The 19,971-nt window shown below is 71.4% G+C and carries 15 protein-coding genes and 1 pseudogene; 9 read left to right on the forward strand and 7 right to left on the reverse strand.

The window, feature by feature from the left end; genetic code table 11:
• Positions 1–87: 87 nt before the first annotated feature.
• Positions 88–1,233: a glutathione-independent formaldehyde dehydrogenase gene (locus ACTMTU_RS28005; RefSeq protein WP_441266234.1), complete on the reverse strand. Its 1,146-nt coding sequence runs from the start codon at positions 1,231–1,233 to the stop codon at positions 88–90.
• 220 nt (positions 1,234–1,453) lie between these two features.
• Here ACTMTU_RS28005 and ACTMTU_RS28010 point away from each other — a divergent pair, with 220 nt between their 5' ends.
• The 3 genes from ACTMTU_RS28010 to glpK all read left to right on the forward strand — a co-directional run bounded on the left by ACTMTU_RS28010 (position 1,454) and on the right by glpK (position 4,141).
• Positions 1,454–1,642 (forward strand): hypothetical protein, encoded by a 189-nt coding sequence (locus ACTMTU_RS28010; RefSeq protein WP_441266235.1) that lies wholly within the window; start codon positions 1,454–1,456, stop codon positions 1,640–1,642.
• Between the two features lie 131 nt (positions 1,643–1,773).
• Positions 1,774–2,604, forward strand: a complete 831-nt coding sequence (locus tag ACTMTU_RS28015; RefSeq protein WP_441266236.1) for an MIP/aquaporin family protein — start codon at positions 1,774–1,776, stop codon at positions 2,602–2,604.
• Positions 2,605–2,626: 22 nt separating this feature from the next.
• Positions 2,627–4,141: a glycerol kinase GlpK gene (glpK, locus tag ACTMTU_RS28020; protein ID WP_441266237.1), complete on the forward strand. Its 1,515-nt coding sequence runs from the start codon at positions 2,627–2,629 to the stop codon at positions 4,139–4,141.
• 118 nt (positions 4,142–4,259) lie between these two features.
• On the opposite strand, the gene ACTMTU_RS28025 is transcribed toward glpK, so the two are convergent.
• A complete protein-coding gene (locus tag ACTMTU_RS28025) occupies positions 4,260–5,585 on the reverse strand; it encodes a hypothetical protein (RefSeq protein WP_441266238.1) in 1,326 nt (441 codons plus the stop codon).
• A 151-nt stretch (positions 5,586–5,736) separates the two neighbouring features.
• Here ACTMTU_RS28025 and ACTMTU_RS28030 point away from each other — a divergent pair, with 151 nt between their 5' ends.
• Positions 5,737–6,285 carry a DinB family protein gene (locus ACTMTU_RS28030; RefSeq protein WP_441266239.1) on the forward strand — a complete coding sequence of 183 codons (549 nt, stop codon included), beginning with the start codon at positions 5,737–5,739 and terminating at the stop codon, positions 6,283–6,285.
• 128 nt (positions 6,286–6,413) lie between these two features.
• Positions 6,414–6,710, forward strand: a complete 297-nt coding sequence (locus tag ACTMTU_RS28035; RefSeq protein WP_441266328.1) for a DUF1963 domain-containing protein — start codon at positions 6,414–6,416, stop codon at positions 6,708–6,710.
• A 96-nt stretch (positions 6,711–6,806) separates the two neighbouring features.
• Here ACTMTU_RS28035 and ACTMTU_RS28040 read toward each other — a convergent pair whose 3' ends face one another.
• Complete coding sequence (locus ACTMTU_RS28040; protein ID WP_441266240.1) at positions 6,807–9,185, reverse strand: penicillin acylase family protein; 2,379 nt, start codon at positions 9,183–9,185, stop codon at positions 6,807–6,809.
• A 139-nt stretch (positions 9,186–9,324) separates the two neighbouring features.
• On the opposite strand from ACTMTU_RS28040, the gene ACTMTU_RS28045 reads away from it, so the two are divergent.
• Positions 9,325–10,839: an acyl-CoA synthetase gene (locus ACTMTU_RS28045; RefSeq protein WP_441266241.1), complete on the forward strand. Its 1,515-nt coding sequence runs from the start codon at positions 9,325–9,327 to the stop codon at positions 10,837–10,839.
• A 61-nt stretch (positions 10,840–10,900) separates the two neighbouring features.
• Here the strand turns inward: ACTMTU_RS28045 and ACTMTU_RS28050 are convergent, their stop codons facing one another.
• From ACTMTU_RS28050 to ACTMTU_RS28060, 3 genes are all read right to left on the reverse strand, one after another.
• On the reverse strand, positions 10,901–11,227 hold the full coding sequence (locus ACTMTU_RS28050) for a hypothetical protein (RefSeq protein WP_441266242.1): 327 nt from the start codon (positions 11,225–11,227) through the stop codon (positions 10,901–10,903).
• Between the two features lie 273 nt (positions 11,228–11,500).
• Entirely contained in the window at positions 11,501–13,849 is a 2,349-nt protein-coding gene (locus ACTMTU_RS28055; protein ID WP_441266243.1) for an ABC transporter permease, read from the reverse strand.
• A complete protein-coding gene (locus ACTMTU_RS28060; protein ID WP_441266244.1) occupies positions 13,846–14,553 on the reverse strand; it encodes an ABC transporter ATP-binding protein in 708 nt (235 codons plus the stop codon). The genes ACTMTU_RS28055 and ACTMTU_RS28060 overlap by 4 nt, the downstream gene beginning before the upstream one ends.
• Positions 14,554–14,794: 241 nt before the next feature.
• On the opposite strand from ACTMTU_RS28060, the gene ACTMTU_RS28065 reads away from it, so the two are divergent.
• Together ACTMTU_RS28065 and ACTMTU_RS28070 are read left to right on the forward strand one after the other, a co-directional pair.
• Positions 14,795–16,072, forward strand: coding sequence for a sensor histidine kinase (locus tag ACTMTU_RS28065; protein WP_441266329.1), 1,278 nt, complete (start codon positions 14,795–14,797; stop codon positions 16,070–16,072).
• Positions 16,069–16,755, forward strand: a complete 687-nt coding sequence (locus ACTMTU_RS28070) for a response regulator (RefSeq protein WP_441266245.1) — start codon at positions 16,069–16,071, stop codon at positions 16,753–16,755. The genes ACTMTU_RS28065 and ACTMTU_RS28070 overlap by 4 nt, the downstream gene beginning before the upstream one ends.
• A 105-nt stretch (positions 16,756–16,860) precedes the next feature.
• Here the strand turns inward: ACTMTU_RS28070 and paaK are convergent, their stop codons facing one another.
• Entirely contained in the window at positions 16,861–18,147 is a 1,287-nt protein-coding gene (gene paaK, locus ACTMTU_RS28075) for a phenylacetate--CoA ligase PaaK (RefSeq protein WP_441266246.1), read from the reverse strand.
• Positions 18,148–18,322: 175 nt separating this feature from the next.
• On the opposite strand from paaK, the pseudogene ACTMTU_RS28080 reads away from it, so the two are divergent.
• Positions 18,323–19,842, forward strand: a pseudogene (locus ACTMTU_RS28080) (alpha/beta fold hydrolase).
• Positions 19,843–19,971: the final 129 nt, after the last annotated feature.

The raw sequence follows: 19,971 nt of genomic DNA on the forward strand, positions 1-19,971 counted from the left end.
GAGCCTGCGCCACCGACGGAGGAGAACCGGCCGGCTCTGCCGGGACGGCCCCCGGCCACGCCTGCCGGGCGGCCGCCCCGGATCAGGTCACCGGTTCGGGTGCAGAACGACCTTGGTGTAGCCCTCGACGCGCTTGTCGAACTTCTCGTACGCCGACGGTGCCTCGTCGATCGACAGCTCGTGCGAGACGACGAAGCTGGGCCGTGCGCGCCCCTCGATGATCATGTCGCGCAGCTGCCGGTTGTAGCGCTTGACGTTGCACTGGCCGGTGCCCAGGCGCAGTCCCTTCTCGAAGAGCCTGCCGATCGCCACGAGCAGCATGCCCTTCTTGGCCTGCTCGTCAGGACCGCCGGGGTCGGACGGAACGTACAGGCCCGGGATGCCCAGCGCTCCGGTTGGCCGGACCGTCTCGACGAGCGAGTTCAGGACGGTCGCCGGCTCCTCGCGCTCCTCGCCGGTTGCCTGGGCCTGGGCCTGGTAGCCCACCGCGTCGATGCCCTTGTCGGTGCCTTCTCCCGCCGTCTGGTCCTTGATCTGCTCCACCGGATTGCCCTCGGTGAAGTTGACCGGGATCGCGCCGATCTCTTCGGCCTTCTGCAGCCGCTCGGCCACCCGGTCGACGACGAACACCTTCTTGGCCCCACGCAGCAGCGCGGAGTAGGCGGCCATCAGCCCGACGGGCCCGCCTCCGTACACCGCCACGCTCTCGCCCGGACGGACGTCGGCCAGCTCGTTGCCGTGGTAGCCGGTCGGGAAGATGTCGGCGAGCAGGACGAAGTCGTTCTCGTTGGCGTCGCCCTCCGGGAGCTTCAGACAGTTGAAGTCGGCGTAGGGCACGCGTACGTACTCGGCCTGGCCTCCGCTGTACGGCCCCATCGCGACGTAGCCGTACGCGCCGCCGGCGAATCCGGGGTTCACGGTCACGCAGAAGCCCGTGAAGCCGGCCGTGCAGTTCTTGCAGAATCCGCAGGCGACGTTGAAGGGCATGACCACCCGGTCACCTTGCTTGAGGGACGACACGCCGTCCCCGGTCTCCTCGATGATCCCAAGGTTCTCGTGGCCGAAGACGATGCCCGGCTCCGCGGCGGTGCGGCCCTCGTACATGTGCAGGTCGGAACCGCAGATAGCTGTCGATGTAACGCGGACGATCACGTCGTTCGGGTGTTGGATCCCGGGCTTCTCCACTTGCTCGACCGCTACTTCGAACGGTCCCTTGTAGACGACGGCCTTCATGCTCACGCACCTCCGCTCGGCACTGCTGCTTCCGTGCCTCTGTGCATTCGTGCATTCGTGTTCCATCTCATGGTCCGCCCGGTGTTCGGGGAGGGACAAATTGGCTACTGTCGTCGCGTATGCATGTATGCGCTGATTGCGCAAGCAGTGGCGAAGTAGCCGGAAAACCCGCAGAACCCGTAGAAAACCGCAAAAAACTCGCAGAAAGAGAACGCGAACAGTGATACGACGCCTCGGAACCCTGCTCGTCCCCGTGTCCGGACTGTCCGGTACCACCTACCCGCCGGGGACCGCCGTGTCGATCAACGGCCGCGGGTCGGCCGTCGACGGTTTCGTCGACGGAGACTGGCTCCCCCTCGCCTGGTGGGAATTCGCCGAGAACCGCAGTGAGGACGCCGTCGAAGGCTGACTCGCCGTTCCGCCTCCCCGTCGCCGGTTCCCCGGAGAGCCGCACCCGAGATGCCGACTGCGCCCGTGCGGGGGAGCATGGCCGGGACGCGGCCACAATCGGCCCGACCATCTGGGCGGGAGGCGCAGAACATGCCGGAACCGACGTCCAAATCACGTCTCATCGGCGAACTCTCTGCCGAGTTCGCAGGCACCATGATCCTCATTCTCTTCGGATGCGGTGTCGTCGCACAGGTCGTCGCGGGTGGTGCTCTGACAGACGGGGCACTGGGCGACCACGACAGCATCGCCTGGGCCTGGGGACTCGGCGTCGTCCTGGGCATCTACGTGGCGGCGAGGGTCAGCGGCGCCCACATCAACCCCGCGGTCACCCTCGCACTGGCGGCCTTCAAAGGCTTCCCGTGGAGCAAGGTACTGCCGTACGCCCTGGCCCAGACCGCGGGCGCCTTCGTGGCCGCCCTGATTGTGCGCTGGAACTACAGCGAGGTGCTGGCCAAGGCCGACCCGGGCCACACCGACAAGACGGAGATCGTCTTCTCCACGCTGCCGGGCAACGGCGGACTCCCGATCAGCCAGTTCGGCGCGCTCCGTGACCAGATCATCGGCACCGCCCTGCTGGTGCTGCTCGTCTTCGCGGTCACCGACCTGCTCAACACGCCGCCGGGCGCGAATCTCGCACCCTTCATCATCGGCCTGATCGTCGTCGCCATCGGCATGGCCTGGGGAACAAACGCCGGCTACGCGATCAACCCCGCCCGTGACCTCGGGCCCCGGCTGGCGGCATTCCTGACGGGCTACGGAGGCGCTTGGCGAGATCAGTACGGCGATCTCTACTTCTGGGTGCCGATCGTCGGCCCCCTGATCGGCGGTCTGATCGGTGCACTGCTCTACCGCCTGCTGATCAGCCGCTTCCTGCCCGTCGCCGAGCAGGAGCCCGGCCGGGTGCCCGCACCCGACAAGTGACCGGACGAGTGAGAGGCCAGCCATGCCCGAGTTCGTCGGGGCGGTGGACCAAGGCACCACCAGCACCCGCTTCATGATCTTCGACCACGACGGCAACGAAGTCGCACGCCACCAGCTCGAACACGAGCAGATCCTCCCGCGCTCCGGCTGGGTCGAACACGACCCCGTCGAGATCTGGGAACGAACGAACTCCACGATGCAGAACGCCGTCCGACAAGGCGCCCTGTCCGCCGCCGACCTGGCGGCCATCGGAATCACCAACCAGCGGGAGACCACGGTCATCTGGGATCCCAGCACCGGACAGCCGCACTACAACGCGATCGTCTGGCAGGACACCCGCACCGACTCCATCGCCGCGACGCTGGAGCGGGAACACGGCGACCTCATCCGGCGCAAGACGGGGCTGCCGCCGGCGACCTACTTCTCCGGCGGCAAGATCAAGTGGATCCTGGACAACGTCGACGGCGTCCGGCAGGCCGCCGAGAACGGCCGGGCCGTCTTCGGCAACACCGACGCCTGGGTCCTGTGGAACCTGACCGGAGGCCCCAACGGCGGCATCCACGCCACGGACGTCACCAACGCCAGCCGAACCATGCTGATGAACCTCGAGACCCTCGACTGGGACGACGAACTGCTCGACATCTTCGGCATCCCACGCGCGATGCTCCCGACCATCAACCCGTCCTCCCACCCGGAGGCGTTCGGGACCACCCGCACCACCCGCCCGCTGCGCACCGCCGTACCCATCACCGGCGTCCTGGGGGACCAGCAGGCGGCCACCGTCGGCCAGGTCTGCTTCCGCCCCGGCGAAGCCAAGAACACCTACGGCACCGGAAACTTCCTGGTCCTCAACACGGGCACGGAGATCGTCCGGTCCGGCAGCGGCCTGCTGACCACACTGGCCTACCAGTTCGGTGACGCACCGGCGGTGTACGCGCTGGAAGGATCGATCGCCGTCACCGGCTCCGCCGTCCAGTGGCTCCGCGACCAGATGCACATCATCAGCTCCTCGTCCGAGGTGGAGGCCCTGGCCCGGCAGGCGCAGGACAGCGGCGGCATCTACTTCGTCCCCGCCTTCTCCGGCCTGTTCGCCCCGTACTGGCGCTCCGACGCCCGGGGCGCCATCGTCGGCCTCGCCCGCTTCCACACCAACGCGCACCTGGCGAGGGCCACCCTGGAAGCCATCTGCTACCAGAGCCGCGACGTCGCCGAAGCGATGGCGCAGGACTCCGGCGTCGCGCTCGACGTACTGCGGGTCGACGGCGGCGTCACCGCCAACGACCTGTGCATGCAGATCCAGGCCGATGTCCTCGGCGTACCGGTCAGCCGCCCCGTCGTGGCCGAGACCACCGCACTCGGCGCCGCCTACGCGGCAGGGCTCGCCACCGGCTTCTGGGAGAGCGAAGACGAACTCCGCTCCCACTGGCACGAGTCGAAGCGGTGGGAGCCGCAGTGGAGCGACGAGGAACGGGAGAACGGCTACGCGGGCTGGAAGAAAGCCGTGGAACGCAGCCTCGACTGGGTCGAGGTCGAATAGCCGAAACGGCAAAGCGCCCCGGTACACGTCCTGTCCGCATCCGTCTGCGCTCCGCCGTGCATCCGGGCCGCTCGACGTCGACGACCGGACACCCGATCCTCGCGACGCCCGGCCGGGCTCAACGTCCGACCCCCGCCCCGTAAAGATCGAGCGTGCCCGTGTCGTTGCAGCTCACATCGCGCAGCCCGCACTCCTCACCCGGGTGCCGCACCCCGTCCGCGCGCAAGTGGGCGACCACCAGGCGGGCGGCCCGCTCGGCGGACTCCTCGGTGGGCTCGGGGAACCCGGCACTCCACTGCCGGCGTTCGCGGCGTTGCCAGCCGATCTCCCGCATCGCCGCTGCCTTCTCCGCGGAGTCCTCCTCGGCACGGTCCGCACGGTAGGCCCGCAGACCGTCCTCTGGATCGAACCCGAGCCGCACGCTGTCACGGCCGTTCCGCGTGATCACGAAACCCGTCCAGTTCAGACCGACCTGCGGCGGCAGGTGTTCCACGAGCGAACCGAGCAACGCCGTGAGCGCGTCCTGGAGGTGGTCCAGGCTCGGCGCCAGCCGGCCACCCGGGTATATGTCGGGCCCCCACCCCGGGCCGCCGCGGTCCAGCTGCCACAGGTAGGGCAGGTGCCGGAAGTCCGACGGCTCGTCCGCGCTCCACGGCCCGCCCCACTTGAACGTGCGGTGCTCCTCCTCTTCCAGCTCCTCGGTGTCGTGGACCTCCAGCAGCACACCCGCGCGGTCCCCGGTGAGGATCAGCAACCGCCGCTCGTTCCGCCATCGGACGCCGGGGCCCTGAGCCGATCCACCGTGCAGCGTGGGCAGGCCGATGCGGCCGACGACGGCGTCGTAGACCTCGCCGAACGCCGATCTGCGCTGTGCGAGCGTGTCGCCGGGCTCGTACGACAGCACCCGCTCCCGCTCGCCGGGCTTGCCGCCGTCGTGCAGCGCCTCGGCGATGTCCGCGGCGGAGCCATGGAGCGGCGGGACGGGGTGCACCGCCAGCCGACTGGCTCGCCGGCTGCTCTGGAAGATCACGGTGTGGCGCTCCCCACGCCAGCGCAGGCCGGGGGCACCACCGCAGTCCTCGTACCGCACCGGGTCGCCGACCGTGGCAAGTGCCTCCGCAAGAGCGGCTGTTCGGGCGGCGGCCGCACCTCCTGGCGACGACCGGTAGTCGTGGTTCAGTAGATGTACCTGGCCGTAGCTGTAACGCGTGGACTCGAAACCGAGCTTGCCCGCCTCGAGCACCAGGTGGGTGCCGGGCCGGCCAGGAGTGACCACCACCTGGCCGTCGTAGACCTTCCCCTGCTCCCACCCCGGACGGGAGGCCACCAGCTCCCTGACCGTGGCCAGCTCCCAGTCACCGAAGTCTGCCTCCAGCAGCTCGGCCACCGTGTGGACGGCGTCGTCGTGGTTGTCGTGATTGTCGCGTGACGGGCTGTCAGTCATGGGGCAGATGGTGGCATGCGGCACCGACACCGGCGGCAGCGGACCCGCACCCCGGGACTCCACGCCGTGAAGCCATGATGGGCATGCGATACGCGGCCGTGGCGGTCACGGTCGCGCGAACAGCTCGCACACCGCGAACGGATGGGCGGACATGAGCGATCCCACCAGAAGAGCAGAACTGTTCGGCGGCGCCGACAGCGAGCGCCGGTTCACCGGCCCGACGACCGGCGACGACCGGCGAATGCTCGTCGATGTCCTGAGCGCCCAGCGCGCCACGCTGCGGTTGAAGTGCTCCGGCCTGGGACCGGAGTTGTCCCTGCGGTCCGTGGAGCCATCCACGCTTTCGCTCCTCGGCCTGGTCCGGCACCTCGCCGACGTGGAACGCCGCTGGTTCCGGCGGGTCCTGGCCGCACAGGACGTGCCGGCCCTCTTCTCCTCGACTTCGGACCCCGACGGGGACTTCGACGGCGCCACGGATGACCCCGGGGTGATCGCCGCGGCGTGGGACACGTGGCGGACGGAGGTGGCCTTCGCCGAACGGTTCGTCACCGAGGCCCCCGACCTGGACGTCGAGGGGGAGGACTCCTGGCGCGGAACGGCGCTGCGCTGGGTACTCATCCACATGATCGAGGAGTACGCCCGTCACAACGGCCACGCCGACCTCCTTCGTGAACGCATCGACGGAGCTGCCGGCGTATGAGGCCGGAATCCACGTCGGCCCACGGGAGTTGTGAGGGCCGGTGATCACGTGTCACTTCGAGCCGTAGAACAGTCGGAGAAACTCCTCCATCGCCGCGTCGACGCCGGCGCGGTCGCCGTGGCCAGCAGATCGAGCAACAGACCGCGGACGGTGCCGAGCCCCGGACTGGCGCGAGCCGGTGGGAGTACCCGCACTTCCAGCTCGGCGGCAACCCGCTCACACGGAACGTCAACCCCGTGCCGCGGCCTGCGGACGGGCGGAGGCAGGCCGAGGGCGAGAGCACCGACGAGTGGGCTCTGCCGGCCACCTGGATGTGCGGCGAGGACGTCGACCGTCTGGACTCCGGCATCGTCCACTGGGTGATCCCCCGCTCGGACCTGGCGGCGCTGCGCTTCGACCGCGTCCGCGCCTCCGTCGAGGTCTGACGGACGGCGGCAGGCCGCTTGGGCCGGCCGGGCGTCGTCGGCCGGCCCGGCGGCGGGCCGGCCGGGCCCGCCGCCGAGACGCCGCCCCCGTCCGCGTCAGTGCCGTTCGTGCACCCGCACCACCTTCAGCTCCGGCGAACGCAGGATGTCCCGTTCGCAGAACCGCGACGTCACCCAGCGCTCGCCGGAGAACAGCGCGGTCTGGTCCCGGTAGTGCGGCGACGCCGGGTTGGACGACTGGGAGTACGTCAGGAGCGTGCGGGCCACGGGGCAGCGGCCGCCGTCCCAGCCGACGGCCTGGATGTGGCTCGACCCGTGGGCGACCTCGGTGTAGCCGCCGGCCGCGGCGTTCCACACCGCCTCGATCTTGTTCCACACGCCGAGCGACTCCGTCCCGCCGTGGACCGGGTGCCGCCTGCCGTCCCGCAGGACGGACTGGTGCTGCCCGAGCGGCGCGTCCAACGTGATGCCGGCCGCCCGCAGTTCGTTCACCGCGGCGGCGAGTGCCTTGGCGAAGCCGGGTGATCCGGTGTCGAGGGAGCGCGGCGTGGCGACGGGGTCGGCCGCGGAGAACGGGACCTTCCACAGTTGCCCGGACGGCACCGACGCGGTCAGCGCCCGCCAGAACCGGTCGAAGAGCAGCGCACCCCGGCTGCCCGTGTCCATGGACCGGTCCCACCGCTCCAGCACACGGCACGCCTCCGCCAGGTCCGCCGACAGTTCCTTGCAGGCGCGCACGGTGTCGGCGACGGCGAGGTCCGCGGCCGGTACCCGGTTGGCGAACTGCTGCCGCTGGAGGTCGGCGACGGTCAGCCCACCCTTGTCCGCCATCGCCGAGACGTCCTCGATCGCACCCCGGGTACGCAGCGACCGCGGCGTCCCGACCGTGCCGAAGACCCGCTCGTACTCCGTCAGGGGCCGGTCGGCGTTGCTGAGCCAGGCACTGTCGTTGGAGTTCTCCGCGTACGCCGCGTCCTTCAGCGTCGGCATCCGGGACGGCCCGAAGATGCCGGGCTGGACGGCGTCATGGTCCTCGCCGAGCCCGCAGTCGCCGCGCGAACCGTCCAGAACGGCGACGCCGGAGGCCGGGTACGTGACCCGGCCCAGCGGCGTCGAGCAGCGCTGCGCCAGTTCGTCGGTGATCCGCGGCAGGACCTGCGACTGGGTGAAGAGCGTCCGGCCCGCCGAATCCGCGGCGATCGTGTTCACCCACGGCAGCCCCTGGGTGCGCCGCAGGCCCGCCAGCATGTCGCCCGTCGACCGCGCCCTGCCGAACGCCAGCGCCGTGTCCGAGGCCCGCATGTTGACGGCGTTGGGGTCGTTGAGCGCGTACGCCGTCGAGGAGGACCACGGCAGCGGCAGCGATGCGCCGAGCGAGGTGACGACCGGGCCGTAGCGGGTCCAGTACTGCGTGCGGGTGACGGACGTGCCGTCCTTCAGCGGGACGGTGACGGTCCGTTCGGTCATCCGCTCGCGCTCGCCGTCCACCAGGTACACGGTCGGATCCGCCGGGTCTAGCGTCAGTTGGTGCAGGTTCAGGGTGACACCGGTCGCGACGGTGTGGCTCCAGGCGACCTTGTCGTTGAAGCCGATGTTGACCAGTGTCGTGCCGAGAAGTGAGGCGCCGGAGACGTTCAGTTCGCCCGGGATCGTCTGCTGCGACTGCCAGAAGCGGCGGCCGCCGTGCCAGGGGTAGTGGGGATTGCCCAGCAGCAGTCCGCGCCCGTTCGCCGTCACGTCTCCGCCGAACGCGACGGCGTTCGACCCCATGTCGGCGCTCTCGGCCGCGAAGAGTTCGCGGGCCGCCCGCGCCGTCGCCCGCGCGTCCGGTACCGGGACATGGGCGGCGCCGGGGGGTTGCGCGGCGGTGATGCCGTCGATGCCGCGGCCCTGGCCGCCGAGGACGGAGACGGCGAAGCCGCGGCGGGCCACGTCGAGGGCGGTCACCGGCCTCACCCAGTCGGCGCCCCGGCAAGCCGGGTCGGTGACGCGGTTCTGCTTCAGCCAGGCGTTGTAGCCGGCTGCCCACCCGCGCATCAGCTCCTTCACCTCCCGGCCGGGACCGGCCGGCGCGGGCACGGCGAGCAGTTTCTCGACTGTGCGCGCCTCGCGTATCCCGCGGAAGTACAGGTCGCTGGAGAGGTTCTTCGTCGCGGAGGAAAGGGAACCGTCGGGCGCGGCGTCCGCGCCGAAATGGCGCGAGCGCTCACCGCGTACGGTGACGAACCCGTCGGCCAGGACACACACCTGGTCGGCGGCCTGCGCCCAGCCGGTGCCGAAGCCCAGGCCGGCGTAGTCGCGCGCCACGATGTGCGGAATGCCGTGCTCGGTGTACCGGATCACGGCGGACAGACCGCCGCCCGAGGGATGCCGGCCTGGATCGTGGGCGGCCGCCGGCGGTGTCACGGCGGTCGCGGCCGTCACCAGCGCGACACCGGTGAGAGCGAGCCTTGCAAAGCGCGTACGGAAGAGCAACGTGCCTCCCAACGGGGCTGCGGACCTTACTGGTTGGTACATGCAGTCAGCCAACGCCCCGGCTGTCAACATCCCGTTCGGTATCCGACGTGGTGCCGCGGTACTTGACCCCGCGTCGGCCGCCGCCGAGGATCACGCCATGACAGGCGCACACAGCAGCACCGTCGACTCCCTCGTACGCCGCAGTGCCCGGCGAACCCCGGACCGCACGGCCGTCCGGTACGCCGACCGGTCCTGGACCTACGCCCGGCTCGACGAGGCCGTCAGTACCGCGGCGGCCGTCCTCACCGGTCACGGGCTGCGCCACGGCGACCGGGTCGCGTCGTACGGCCACAACTCCGACGCCTACCTGATCGCCTTCCTCGCCTGCGCACGGGCCGGGCTCGTCCACGTCCCGGTCAACCAGAACCTGACGGGCGACGATCTCGCGTACATCCTCGGCCAGTCGGGCAGCACGCTGGTCCTCGCCGACCCGGCGCTCGTGCCACGCCTGCCCGCCGGGACGGCCGTACGGGCGCTGCGCGACACGGACGACTCGCTGCTCACCGCCCTGTCCGAGCCGAGGCCATTCACCCCCGCTCACGAACCGCGCGACGAGGACCTGGTCCAGCTGCTCTACACGTCGGGCACCACCGCCCTGCCCAAGGGCGCGATGATGACCCACCGCGCCCTCGTCCACGAGTACGTCAGCGCCGTCACCGCCCTCGATCTCGCCCCCGGTGACCGGCCCGTCCACTCACTGCCGCTGTACCACTCCGCCCAGATGCATGTCTTCCTGCTGCCGTACCTCGCGATCGGCGCGGAGAACACCATCCTCGACGCGCCCGACGCCGGGCAGATCTTCGACCTCGTCGAAGCGGGCCGCGCCGACAGCCTGTTCGCGCCGCCCACCGTATGGATCGGCCTCGCGAACCACCCCGAGTTCGCCACCCGCGACCTCGGCGCACTGCGCAAGGCGTACTACGGGGCGTCGATCATGCCCGTCCCCGTGCTGGAGCGGCTGCGTGAACGTCTCCCCGGCCTCGGTTTCTACAACTGCTTCGGCCAGTCGGAGATCGGACCGCTGGCCACCGTCCTTCGCCCGGACGAGCACGAGGGGCGCATGGAGTCGTGCGGCCGGCCCGTCCTCTTCGTGGAGGCGAAGATCGTCGACGAGGACGGCAAGGAGGTGACCGACGGCACGGCGGGCGAGGTGGTCTACCGCTCGCCGCAGCTGTGCGAGGGCTACTGGGAGAAGCCGGAGGAGACACAAGAGGCCTTCCGCGGCGGCTGGTTCCACTCCGGCGACCTCGCCGTGCGCGACAGCGAGGGCTACTTCACGGTCGTCGACCGGGTCAAGGACGTCATCAACTCCGGTGGCGTCCTGGTGGCTTCACGCCAGGTCGAGGACGCCCTCTACACCCACCCGGCCGTCGCGGAGACGGCCGTGATCGGTCTGCCCGACGAGCGCTGGATCGAAGCGGTCACCGCCGTCGTCGTGGCACGCGAGGAGATCACGGAGGCGGAACTGATCGCCCACGCGCGGGACAAGCTCGCCCACTTCAAGGCACCCAAGCGGATCCTCTTCGTGGACGCGCTGCCCCGCAACGCCAGCGGCAAGATCCTCAAGCGCGAGCTCCGGGACCGGTTCGCTCCGCCGTCACCGCGTTCCTGAGGTCGTGGCCGTCCGCCACCGTGGCGAGCGAGCAGGAGGAGGAACTCGAGCACGTCCGGACTCAGAACGGCGGCTGTCCGCCGCCTTCGATCATCAAGTGCGCGGTGCCGATGTAACGGTGGGCCACTGTGAAGTCGCCGACGCGGCCGTCGGGCAGCCGCAGCCGCGGGGCGTCGGCGCCCATGATGCCTTCCACGACCTCGTCGTCCGCGACCTCGAGCGTGCCGTTCCAGTCGGCGGAAAGCACTGCGGCGACATCCTCGCTCATCACGGGCACGGGATCCGCCGCGGCGTTCTCGGGCTGCCCCGTCCATGAACGGAGCACCGCTCTCGCCGCGTACTCGGCATCGCCCGCGACCACCGTCACGTCGCCTTCGAAGACGCCCATGCTCCCAGTGTGCGTCCACACGGCCCGTCACGCCTGCCGTGAACGGGCGCCCGGATGGGCACCACGACGCCCACCCGGCCGCCCTCGCCGCGCCCGCATGCCCGATGCCTGCGCCCGCCCCCCCCGCGGCCGTACCGAGGCTTCCCACCGTCGGCAACGAAACCTCGGCCGAAGGAGCTTCGGAACTCCCGCGGTCCCGCGCCAGTTGCAGGGGAACGGGACGACCGGCCCCACCGCTCCCTGCGGTGAGGCCGGAGGCAGAAGCCCGACCTCCTATTCGGTGCGCAGGGCCGTGGCGGTTCGCGCCCTGGCGGCCCAGCCGGCGGGCAGGAGCGCACCGAGGGTGGCGATGAGCAGGCCGCCGAGTGCCAGCGGGAGGAGTTCCGCCCCGTGGTAGACGGCGATGACCGAACCGGGAAGGCGGAGCCCCACGCTGTCACCCATCGCGGGGACGACCCAGCCGTGCAGGGCCATGCCGAGCGGCACGCCCAGCGCGCCCGCGGCCAGTCCGGTCACGACGACCGAGGTGAGGACCATCGCGACGGTCTGCCGGGGGGTCATGCCGAGCGCCTTGTGGACCCCGATCTCCCGGACGCGCTCGCGGGTGTCGAGCAGTACGCCGTTCAGAACACCGAGCGCGGCGACGGCGACGAGCATCAGCGTGAGGATCGCGGACAGCGCGTTGAGCGTGACGATCATGTCGCCGCCGCCGTCGAGCCCGCCGGCCCGGGCGGAGACCGCCAGGGGTGCCAGGTCCTTGTTCAGCGCGTCGACGTAGCCGGTCACGCCGGTGCCTGACGCGACCGCGATGTGATGGCTCGTCTCCGTCAGGTCGGGATGTGCGGCCGTGAGCGTCGAGACGTCGGTGAAGACCTGCATCCCGTCGTTACGGGGGTCGAGGACCTCACCGACGATCCGGACCGTGACCGGCTCGGCCAGGCCGTTGAGAGTGATGGTGTCTCCGATGCCGGTGCCGGTGGCGGTCAGGAAGGGGGTCGGGACCACGGCCTCGCCGGGCCTGTCCATCCAGCGGCCCGAGACCATCGTGTAGCCGCCCCACGAGGCGTCACCGGTGAAGGCGATCACGTCTACCATGCCGGTCGCACCGGACACGGTCGACCGTACCTTCGCGGCGCTGTAGTGCTTCCCGGTTCCGGCCGCGGCCCCGATGGCCGCGGCGACCGCGACGGGATCGGCCCTGGGCTGCTTCGCGGGGCCGGGGCCCCCGGGTCCGAAGTCCGGCAAGGGCGCGGGCACGACGACATCGGCCGCGTCGTGGGCCCGCGCTTTCATCACCTGCCCGAGCGAGGCGCCCAACCCCACGGTGAACGTGACGGCGGCGGCGCCGAACAGGATCGCCGTGCCCATGGCCAGCGCGCGGACGGGCCGAGCGAAGGGCCGGGCCAGGCCCAGCGCGACCGGCTGCGGCAACGACAGCCGTCCGGCCAGTCGGGCCGCCCACCGGCCGCGCCCCGCCGAAGCGGTACGCCCGACGGCGAGCGCGTCGACCGTACGCAGCCGGCCGGCCCGCCAGGCGCTCGCCCACGCGGTCGCCGCCACCAGGCCGAGCACCCCGGCGATCACCGCAAGGTCGACCCGGGGAGCGACGGCCAGGGACGAGGTGCCGTAGACCTCCTCTGTCTCGGCCAGTACGGGGACGGCGAGCAGATGGCCGGCGAGGACGCCGAGGGCCGTGCCGGCGGCGGCCGGGATCAGCGCCTGACCCACATAGGCCCGCACGACCTGGGACGGAGTGAGGCCGACGGCCTTGAGGATGCCGATACGGCGCGTTCCCGTTCCGACGGCCGAAGCGACGACGTTGCCGACGATGAGCACCGACATGACCAGACCCAGAGCGCCGAACGCGACGAGGAACGGGACGTAGACGGCGGTGTCGCGCTCGGCGGTCTCCTTGACGGTCAGCCATGACTGTTCGCCGACCGCGCTTCCCGGCGGCAGGGATTCCGTCACGGACCTGCCGCCTGCGTCGATCTCCGCGGCGGTGCCCGCGTCGGTGAAGCGGTAGAGCATCTGGTAGCCGCCGCTGCCGGGCGCGGTGAGCGCCGGCATCTGGGACGGAACCACCCAGGCGTCTGCGGTGCTGGTGACCGAGCGGGCCACACCGACCACCGTGAGGGTCGGACCGCCGGACAGATCGGGGAACGCGATCTTCATGCCCAGGGTCGGGAGGATCGACGAGCCGGCGGAGAGCACGATCTCACCGGGGTGCGTGGGCCACCGCCCGTCGAGCAGGGCCACCTCGTCCACGTCCCGGCCGGGATCGCCCCGGCCGACCACGGTCATCGGCCACGCGGGGCCCGCCCCGTCCGAGCGCGGCGTGACGGTCGCCGTACTGAACGGCCCGGCCGCAGCGCTCACCCCTTCGGCGTCCTTGGACTTCGACAACTGCCCGGCGCTCACCTTGCCCGGGTCGAACCCCACGGACAGATGGGCGCCGTGCTGCCTGGCGAACGCGTCGTCGAAGGGCGCGCCGGAGACCACGAGCAGCGATCCGCCGAGGACGGAGGCCGCCACCGCCATCATCGTGGCGAGCCCGATCACCAGCGTCTGCACCCGGCGTCGTCCGACCCCGGAGCGCACCACCTTGCCGAGCGCGCTCATCGGACGGCCTCCGGGGTGACGGCCTGCGACCGGACGTCTTCGGTGATCCGGCCGTCGGCGATCCGGACCGTACGGTTCGTGCAGGAGCGGGCCAGCGCCAGGTCGTGGGTGACCACGACGATGGTCTGGCCCTCGCCATTGAGGCCGGTGAGCAGCCTGCTGACGTCCTGTCCGGCGGCCGTGTCCAGAGCCCCGGTCGGCTCGTCGGCCAGGAGCAGCGCCGGCCGGTTCATCAACGCCCGGGCCACCGCGACGCGCTGCCGCTCGCCGCCGGACAGCCGCCCCGGGTAGACGCGGGCGTGACGGTCGATGCCGAGCAGTTCCAGGAGTTCCGCCGCCCGGCGGTCCGCCTTGCCACGTGCGGTACCCGCGAGGCGCGCGGGCAGGACGACGTTGTCGGCGACGGTCAGATCGTCGAGCAGGTTGAAGAACTGGAAGACCATGCCGATCTTCGACCGCCGGAACAGCGCCGATCCGGCTTCGCCCAGGCGGTCCACCCGCACCCCGTCCACGGTGACGGTCCCCGAATCGGGCCGGTCCAGGCCCGCGATCAGGTTGAGCAGCGTGGACTTGCCGCTGCCGGAAGGGCCGAGGACCGCGACGGCCTCGCCGGGCCGCACGGTCAGCGACGCCTCGTGCAGAGCGGGCGGGCCGTCGTCGTACCGGCGGCTCACCTCGCGCAGTTCGATCACCGGCATGGTCATAAGAGGCTCCTTGCGTACGGGCAGTTGGCTGCGTGAACGCTAGGAGCGGACCGCGCCCGCCCGCGTCGCCCGGCCGGACCCATTCCGGTACCGCGCTGGGACGAGCCCCGGGTACGTCATCCCCGCGATGTAGGCGGGCGATGTATCCGGGGCGGCGGTAATGACCACCGGGACGGACTCCGCGGGTCCGCGCGGCGGCGACAATGAACCGGTGAGGGACGCACGTACGACACCGGCGCGACTGTGGGAAGCCGCCCGCCGGGCGGTCCGCGACGCCAGGCTTCCGAGCGGTCCACCGCCGCGGCCCACCCGGCGCGCCTGGCAGTTCGACGCGCTGGTGGCACTGGCCCTCGGGATCGCCACCGTCTACTACGGCATCGACAACGTCGACAACGTCGTGGTGCGTGAGATCGCACCCGGCGTGGAACGCGTCGTGCCGCGCCCGTCCGGCCCCGGTGGCCTGGCCCTCATGGTGGCCCTCGCCGCCATCGCGTCGGGCGCTCTGGCACTGCGCCGCCGCTGTCCGCTCGCCGTGCTGTGCATCGTGACGGCCGCGACACTGGCGACACCGCCGAGCGTCGGGCGGCTGACCTTCTACGCGTTCGTCATCGCCGTCTACAGCGCCGCCGTGTACAGCCCTTACCGGGTGGCGACCCTCGCGGCACTGCCGGTGTCGGTCGTCCTGGTCGGCACCTCGGGGAACTCGGTGACACCGATCGTCCCCAACCAGTACATCGCCCTGCTGATCCTGGTCCCGATGGCCGTGGCCGCGGTCGGCCTGCGTACCTGGAAACTCCGGACCGACGAGGGCCGCACCCGGCTCTCCGCCCTGGAACGCGAACAGGCCGAGGCGCTGCGCCGGGCCGTCGAGCACGAGCGGGCCAGGATCGCCCGCGAACTGCACGACGTCGTCACGCACAACGTCAGCGTGATGATCATCCAGGCGGGCGCCGCCCGCAAGATCATGAAAACCTCCCCCGAGCAGGCCGGCGAGGCGCTGCTCGCCGTCGAGGCGGGCGGGCGGGCCGCGATGACCGAACTGCGCCACGTCATGGGACTGCTCACCATGGCCGACGAGGGCGAGGGGACGGACGCGGACGCCGACGTGGCCGACACGGCGGCGGTGCCCGCCCCGCAACCAGGACTTGACCAGCTGGAAACGCTGGTCGCCCGGGTCCGTGACACCGGACTGCCCGTCGACCTGAACGTGACCGGACCGCCCCGTCCCCTCCCGCCCGGCCTCGAACTCGCCGCCTACCGCGTGGTCCAGGAAGCCCTGACCAACACCGTGAAGCACGCGTCCGGCGCCAGCGCCGCCGTGACCGTCGAATACGGCCCGGAACGGCTCCGGGTGGAAGTCACCGACACCGGGGGACAGCCGGGCGCGGCCGCCGGAAGCGGCCGGGGTCTGATCGGCCTGCGGGAGCGCCTCGCCGTCCACGACGGAACCCTGAACACCGGCCGGCGCCTGACCGGCGGCTACCGTGTGGAGGCCCTGATCCCCTTGGAGGCGCCGTGACCGAGCCGCTGCGTGTGCTCCTCGCCGACGACCAGACCCTGGTCCGCACCGGATTCCGGTTGATCCTCGGCGCCGACGGCATCGACGTCGTCGCCGAGGCGACCAACGGGGCCGAAGCGGTCGAAGCGGTCCGCCGCACACGTCCCGACGTGGTCCTGATGGACGTCCGCATGCCCGAGATGGACGGTCTGGAGGCCACCCGCCGCATCCTCACCGGAGCCCCCGGTGAACCCCGCGTGATCATCCTGACCACCTTCGACCTCGACCGGTACGTCTACGCGGCACTGTCCGCCGGGGCCAGCGGCTTCCTCCTCAAGGACGTCACCCCCGAGCATCTGACCGCGGCCGTCCGCACGGTCCGTACCGGCGACGCTCTCCTCGCGCCCGCCATCACCCGCCGCCTCGTGCAGCGGTTCACGCAGCGCGGCACCGACACCGCCTCCCTCCACCGCGACCTCGCGTCGCTCACCCCGCGCGAACTGGAGGTCCTCGGCCTGCTGGCCCGAGGGCTGAGCAACGCCGAACTCGCCACCCGCCTCCACCTGGCCGAGGCGACCGTCAAGACCCACGTCGCCCGCATCCTCGCCAAGCTCGGACTCCGCGACCGTGTCCAGGCCGTCATCGTCGCCTACGAGACCGGGCTGGTCAGCGCCGGCGCGGACGAGGCCGCCGAGCAGACGTAGACCGTAGCCGGACTCGGATCCGCAGCCGGAACCTGCGGCCCGTGCGCGTGCGGCGCCCGGCCGGCCAAGGAGCCGTCGTGCCTGCGCCGACCGTCCAAGGCGTCCTCAGGTGTTCCTGAGGTCCACGATCCGCTTGATCTTGCCCACCGAACGTTCGAGCGTCTCCGGGTCCACCACCTCGACGGCGACGGACACCCCGATGCCGTCCTTGACCGCCGCCGCCACGCACTGCGCGGCCGCCGCCCGCTGGTCGGGGGTCGTCCCCGGCCGCGCCTCCGCGAGCACGGTCAGCGCGTCGAGGCGGCCCTCCCGGGTGAGCCGGAGCTGGAAGTGCGGTGCGACATGCGGCGTCCGCAGGACGATCTCCTCGATCTGGGTGGGGAAGAGGTTCACCCCGCGCAGGATCACCATGTCGTCGCTGCGCCCGGTGACCTTCTCCATGCGCCGGAAGACGCGTGCCGTGCCCGGCAGCAGACGTGTCAGGTCCCGCGTGCGGTAACGGATCACGGGCATCGCCTCCTTGGTGAGCGAGGTGAACACCAGCTCGCCCTCCTCCCCGTCCGGCAGCACCTCGCCGGTGAACGGGTCGACGACCTCCGGGAAGAAGTGGTCCTCCCAGATGTGCAGGCCGTCCTTGGTCTCCACGCACTCCTGCGCCACACCGGGACCCATGACCTCCGACAGCCCGTATATGTCGACCGCGTCGATCGCGAACCGCTCCTCGATCTCGCGGCGCATCTCCTCGGTCCACGGCTCCGCGCCGAAGACCCCCACCTTCAGGGATGTCGACCGCGGATCGACGCCCTGGCGCTCGAACTCGTCGAGGAGGGTCAGCATGTACGACGGGGTGACCATGATGATCTCGGGCCGGAAGTCGTTGATCAGCTGGACCTGGCGGGCCGTCATGCCGCCCGAGGCGGGGATGACCGTGCAGCCGAGCCGCTCCGCCCCGTAGTGCGCGCCGAGACCGCCGGTGAACAGGCCGTATCCGTAGGCCACATGGACCTTGTGGCCGGGGCGGGCGCCGGCCGCGCGCAGCGAGCGCGCCACCACGTCGGCCCAGGTGTCCAGGTCCCGCTGGGTGTAACCGACGACGGTGGGCCGGCCCGTCGTGCCGCTGGAGGCGTGGATCCGGCGCACCTGTGAAGAGTCGACCGCGAACATCCCGAAGGGGTAGTGGTCGCGCAGATCGGCCTTCGTGGTGAACGGGAAGCGGGCGAGGTCGGCGAGACTACGGCAGTCCTCCGGACTCAGCCCGGCCTTGTCGAAGGCCTCGCGGTGGAAGGCGACGTTGTCATAGGCGTGGCGCAGGGTGGAGCGCAGTCGTTCCAGCTGCAGGGCCCCGAGCTCCTCGCGATCGAGCCGCTCAGCCGCGTCCAATAGGTCCGTCATCCGCGCACTCCCGTCCCGGAGAGGGCTACCGACCATTCGGTCGTGGTGTTGGGGATCAGTAATTCAGTCCCGGGCGCCGCCCGTCAAGGCTCGGCCACAGGGCCCGCCGCGTGACACTCCGCCGCTCCGCCGGAAGTCCGTTGCGTCCCGCCGGGCGACCGCCGAGGATCGCCGCATGGCGACCTTCCTGACGTACGACGGCACCGAACTGTCCTACCGTTCCGAGGGGGAGGGTGATCCGCTGGTCTGTCTGCCGGGCGGGCCCATGCGCGCCTCCGTCTACCTGGGGACCTCGGCGGGCTGTCCCGGTACCGGCGGCTGATCGTGCTCGACGCCCGGGGCACCGGCGCGTCCGCCACGCCCTCCGACACCGCCACCTACCGCTGCGACCGGCAGGTCGACGACGTCGAAGCCCTGCGCGTACACCTCGGAATCGACCGCATCGACGTCCTCGCCCACTCCGCGGCCGGCAACCTCGCCGTGATGTACGCCGCCCGCCGGCCGCACCGGGTCCGTTCCCTGACGCTGGTCACACCCGGCACACGCGCCGTGGGCGTCCCGATCACCGACGGCGACTGGCGCGAGGCGGCCGGGCTGCGTTCCGACGAACCCTGGTACGGCCGGGGGCGTGCCGCGCTGGACGAGATCGCGGCCGGGCGCGACCCGCGCGAGGTGTGGGAGGCCGTCAGGCCGTTCATGTACGGCCGCTGGGACGACGCGGCGCGGGCGCACGCGGCCGAGGAGGACGAGCAGCTCGACCTGTCGGTGGCACGTGCGTTCTACGTCGACGGAGCGTTCGACCCGGCCGCGACCAGGGCCGCGCTGTCGGGCGTCGACGCCCCGGTGCTGGTGCTCGCCGGTGAGCTCGACGGCGGCCCGCGCCCGGCGAAGGCCGCCGAGCTCGCCGCGCTGTTCCCGGCGGCCCGAACCGTGATCCAGCCCGGCGCGGGCCACTACCCGTGGGTCGACGACCCCGGCGCCTTCAGCCGTACCGTCGCCGCCTTCCTCGACCCCGAGGTGCACAGCGTGACGGCACAGGGCGTCACGCTGGCCTACCGCGTGTGGGGCCGGGAGGACGCCCCGCCCGTGGTCCTCGCCCACGGGCGAGGTGGTGACGGCAGCCACTGGACGCGGGTGGCCGAGGAACTCGCCACCACCCGGCGGGTGTACGCCCCCGACTTCCGTGGACACGGCCTGAGCGACTGGCCCGGCAGCTAGGGATTCGAGACCTTCAGGGACGACCTGAGCCTGTTCGTGACCGCCCTCGGGCTCGGGCCCGTCGACATCGTCGGCCATTCCATGGGCGGCGCCGCCGCGCTGCTCCTCGCCCAGCGGCGGCCGGAACTCGTGGCCCGGCCGGTCGTCGAGGACGCCCCGCCGCTGCGTCCGCTCGACCCGCCGCGACCGCCCGCGGTGCGGGGCGAGGAGCCGCTCGGATTCGACTGGCCGGTCGTGCCGGACACCGACCGCGAACTCAACGCGCCCGACCCGGCCTGGTGGGAGCGGCTCACGGCCGTCACGTCGCCGACCCTGGTGATCGCCGGCGGTCCGACCAGCCATGTCCCGCAGAACCAGCTCGCCGAGCCGGCCGGCCGGATCCCGGGCGGGCGGCTGGTGACCATCGACGCGGGACACCTGGTGCACGAGAGCCGCCCTGAGGACTTCCTGACCGCGCTGAAGGAGTTCGGCATCTGACGGGCGCCTCCCGCTGCGCGACGCGCTGGTGCATCCGGACGATTGCGGCCGCCGCCGTCGCCAGGGGGAGCGCTTCGCGGGCGGTTGCGGGGAAGATTGCGGGACGGGAAGTTGAATCCCGCAATCAAC

The organism is Streptomyces sp. OZ13 (genome assembly GCF_052068155.1).
Taxonomy (GTDB): domain Bacteria; phylum Actinomycetota; class Actinomycetes; order Streptomycetales; family Streptomycetaceae; genus Streptomyces.

Bases quoted from the DNA above. Each gene is read 5' to 3' on its own strand.
- ACTMTU_RS28015 (WP_441266236.1), top strand. From the start codon at position 1,774: ATGCCGGAACCGACGTCCAAATCACGTCTCATCGGCGAACTCTCTGCC.
- ACTMTU_RS28025 (WP_441266238.1), bottom strand. From the start codon at position 5,585: ATGACTGACAGCCCGTCACGCGACAATCACGACAACCACGACGACGCC.
- ACTMTU_RS28030 (WP_441266239.1), top strand. From the start codon at position 5,737: ATGAGCGATCCCACCAGAAGAGCAGAACTGTTCGGCGGCGCCGACAGC.
- ACTMTU_RS28050 (WP_441266242.1), bottom strand. From the start codon at position 11,227: ATGGGCGTCTTCGAAGGCGACGTGACGGTGGTCGCGGGCGATGCCGAG.
- paaK (WP_441266246.1), bottom strand. From the start codon at position 18,147: ATGACGGACCTATTGGACGCGGCTGAGCGGCTCGATCGCGAGGAGCTC.
- glpK (WP_441266237.1), top strand. From the start codon at position 2,627: ATGCCCGAGTTCGTCGGGGCGGTGGACCAAGGCACCACCAGCACCCGC.
- ACTMTU_RS28060 (WP_441266244.1), bottom strand. From the start codon at position 14,553: ATGACCATGCCGGTGATCGAACTGCGCGAGGTGAGCCGCCGGTACGAC.
- ACTMTU_RS28005 (WP_441266234.1), bottom strand. From the start codon at position 1,233: ATGAAGGCCGTCGTCTACAAGGGACCGTTCGAAGTAGCGGTCGAGCAA.
- ACTMTU_RS28055 (WP_441266243.1), bottom strand. From the start codon at position 13,849: ATGAGCGCGCTCGGCAAGGTGGTGCGCTCCGGGGTCGGACGACGCCGG.
- ACTMTU_RS28045 (WP_441266241.1), top strand. From the start codon at position 9,325: ATGACAGGCGCACACAGCAGCACCGTCGACTCCCTCGTACGCCGCAGT.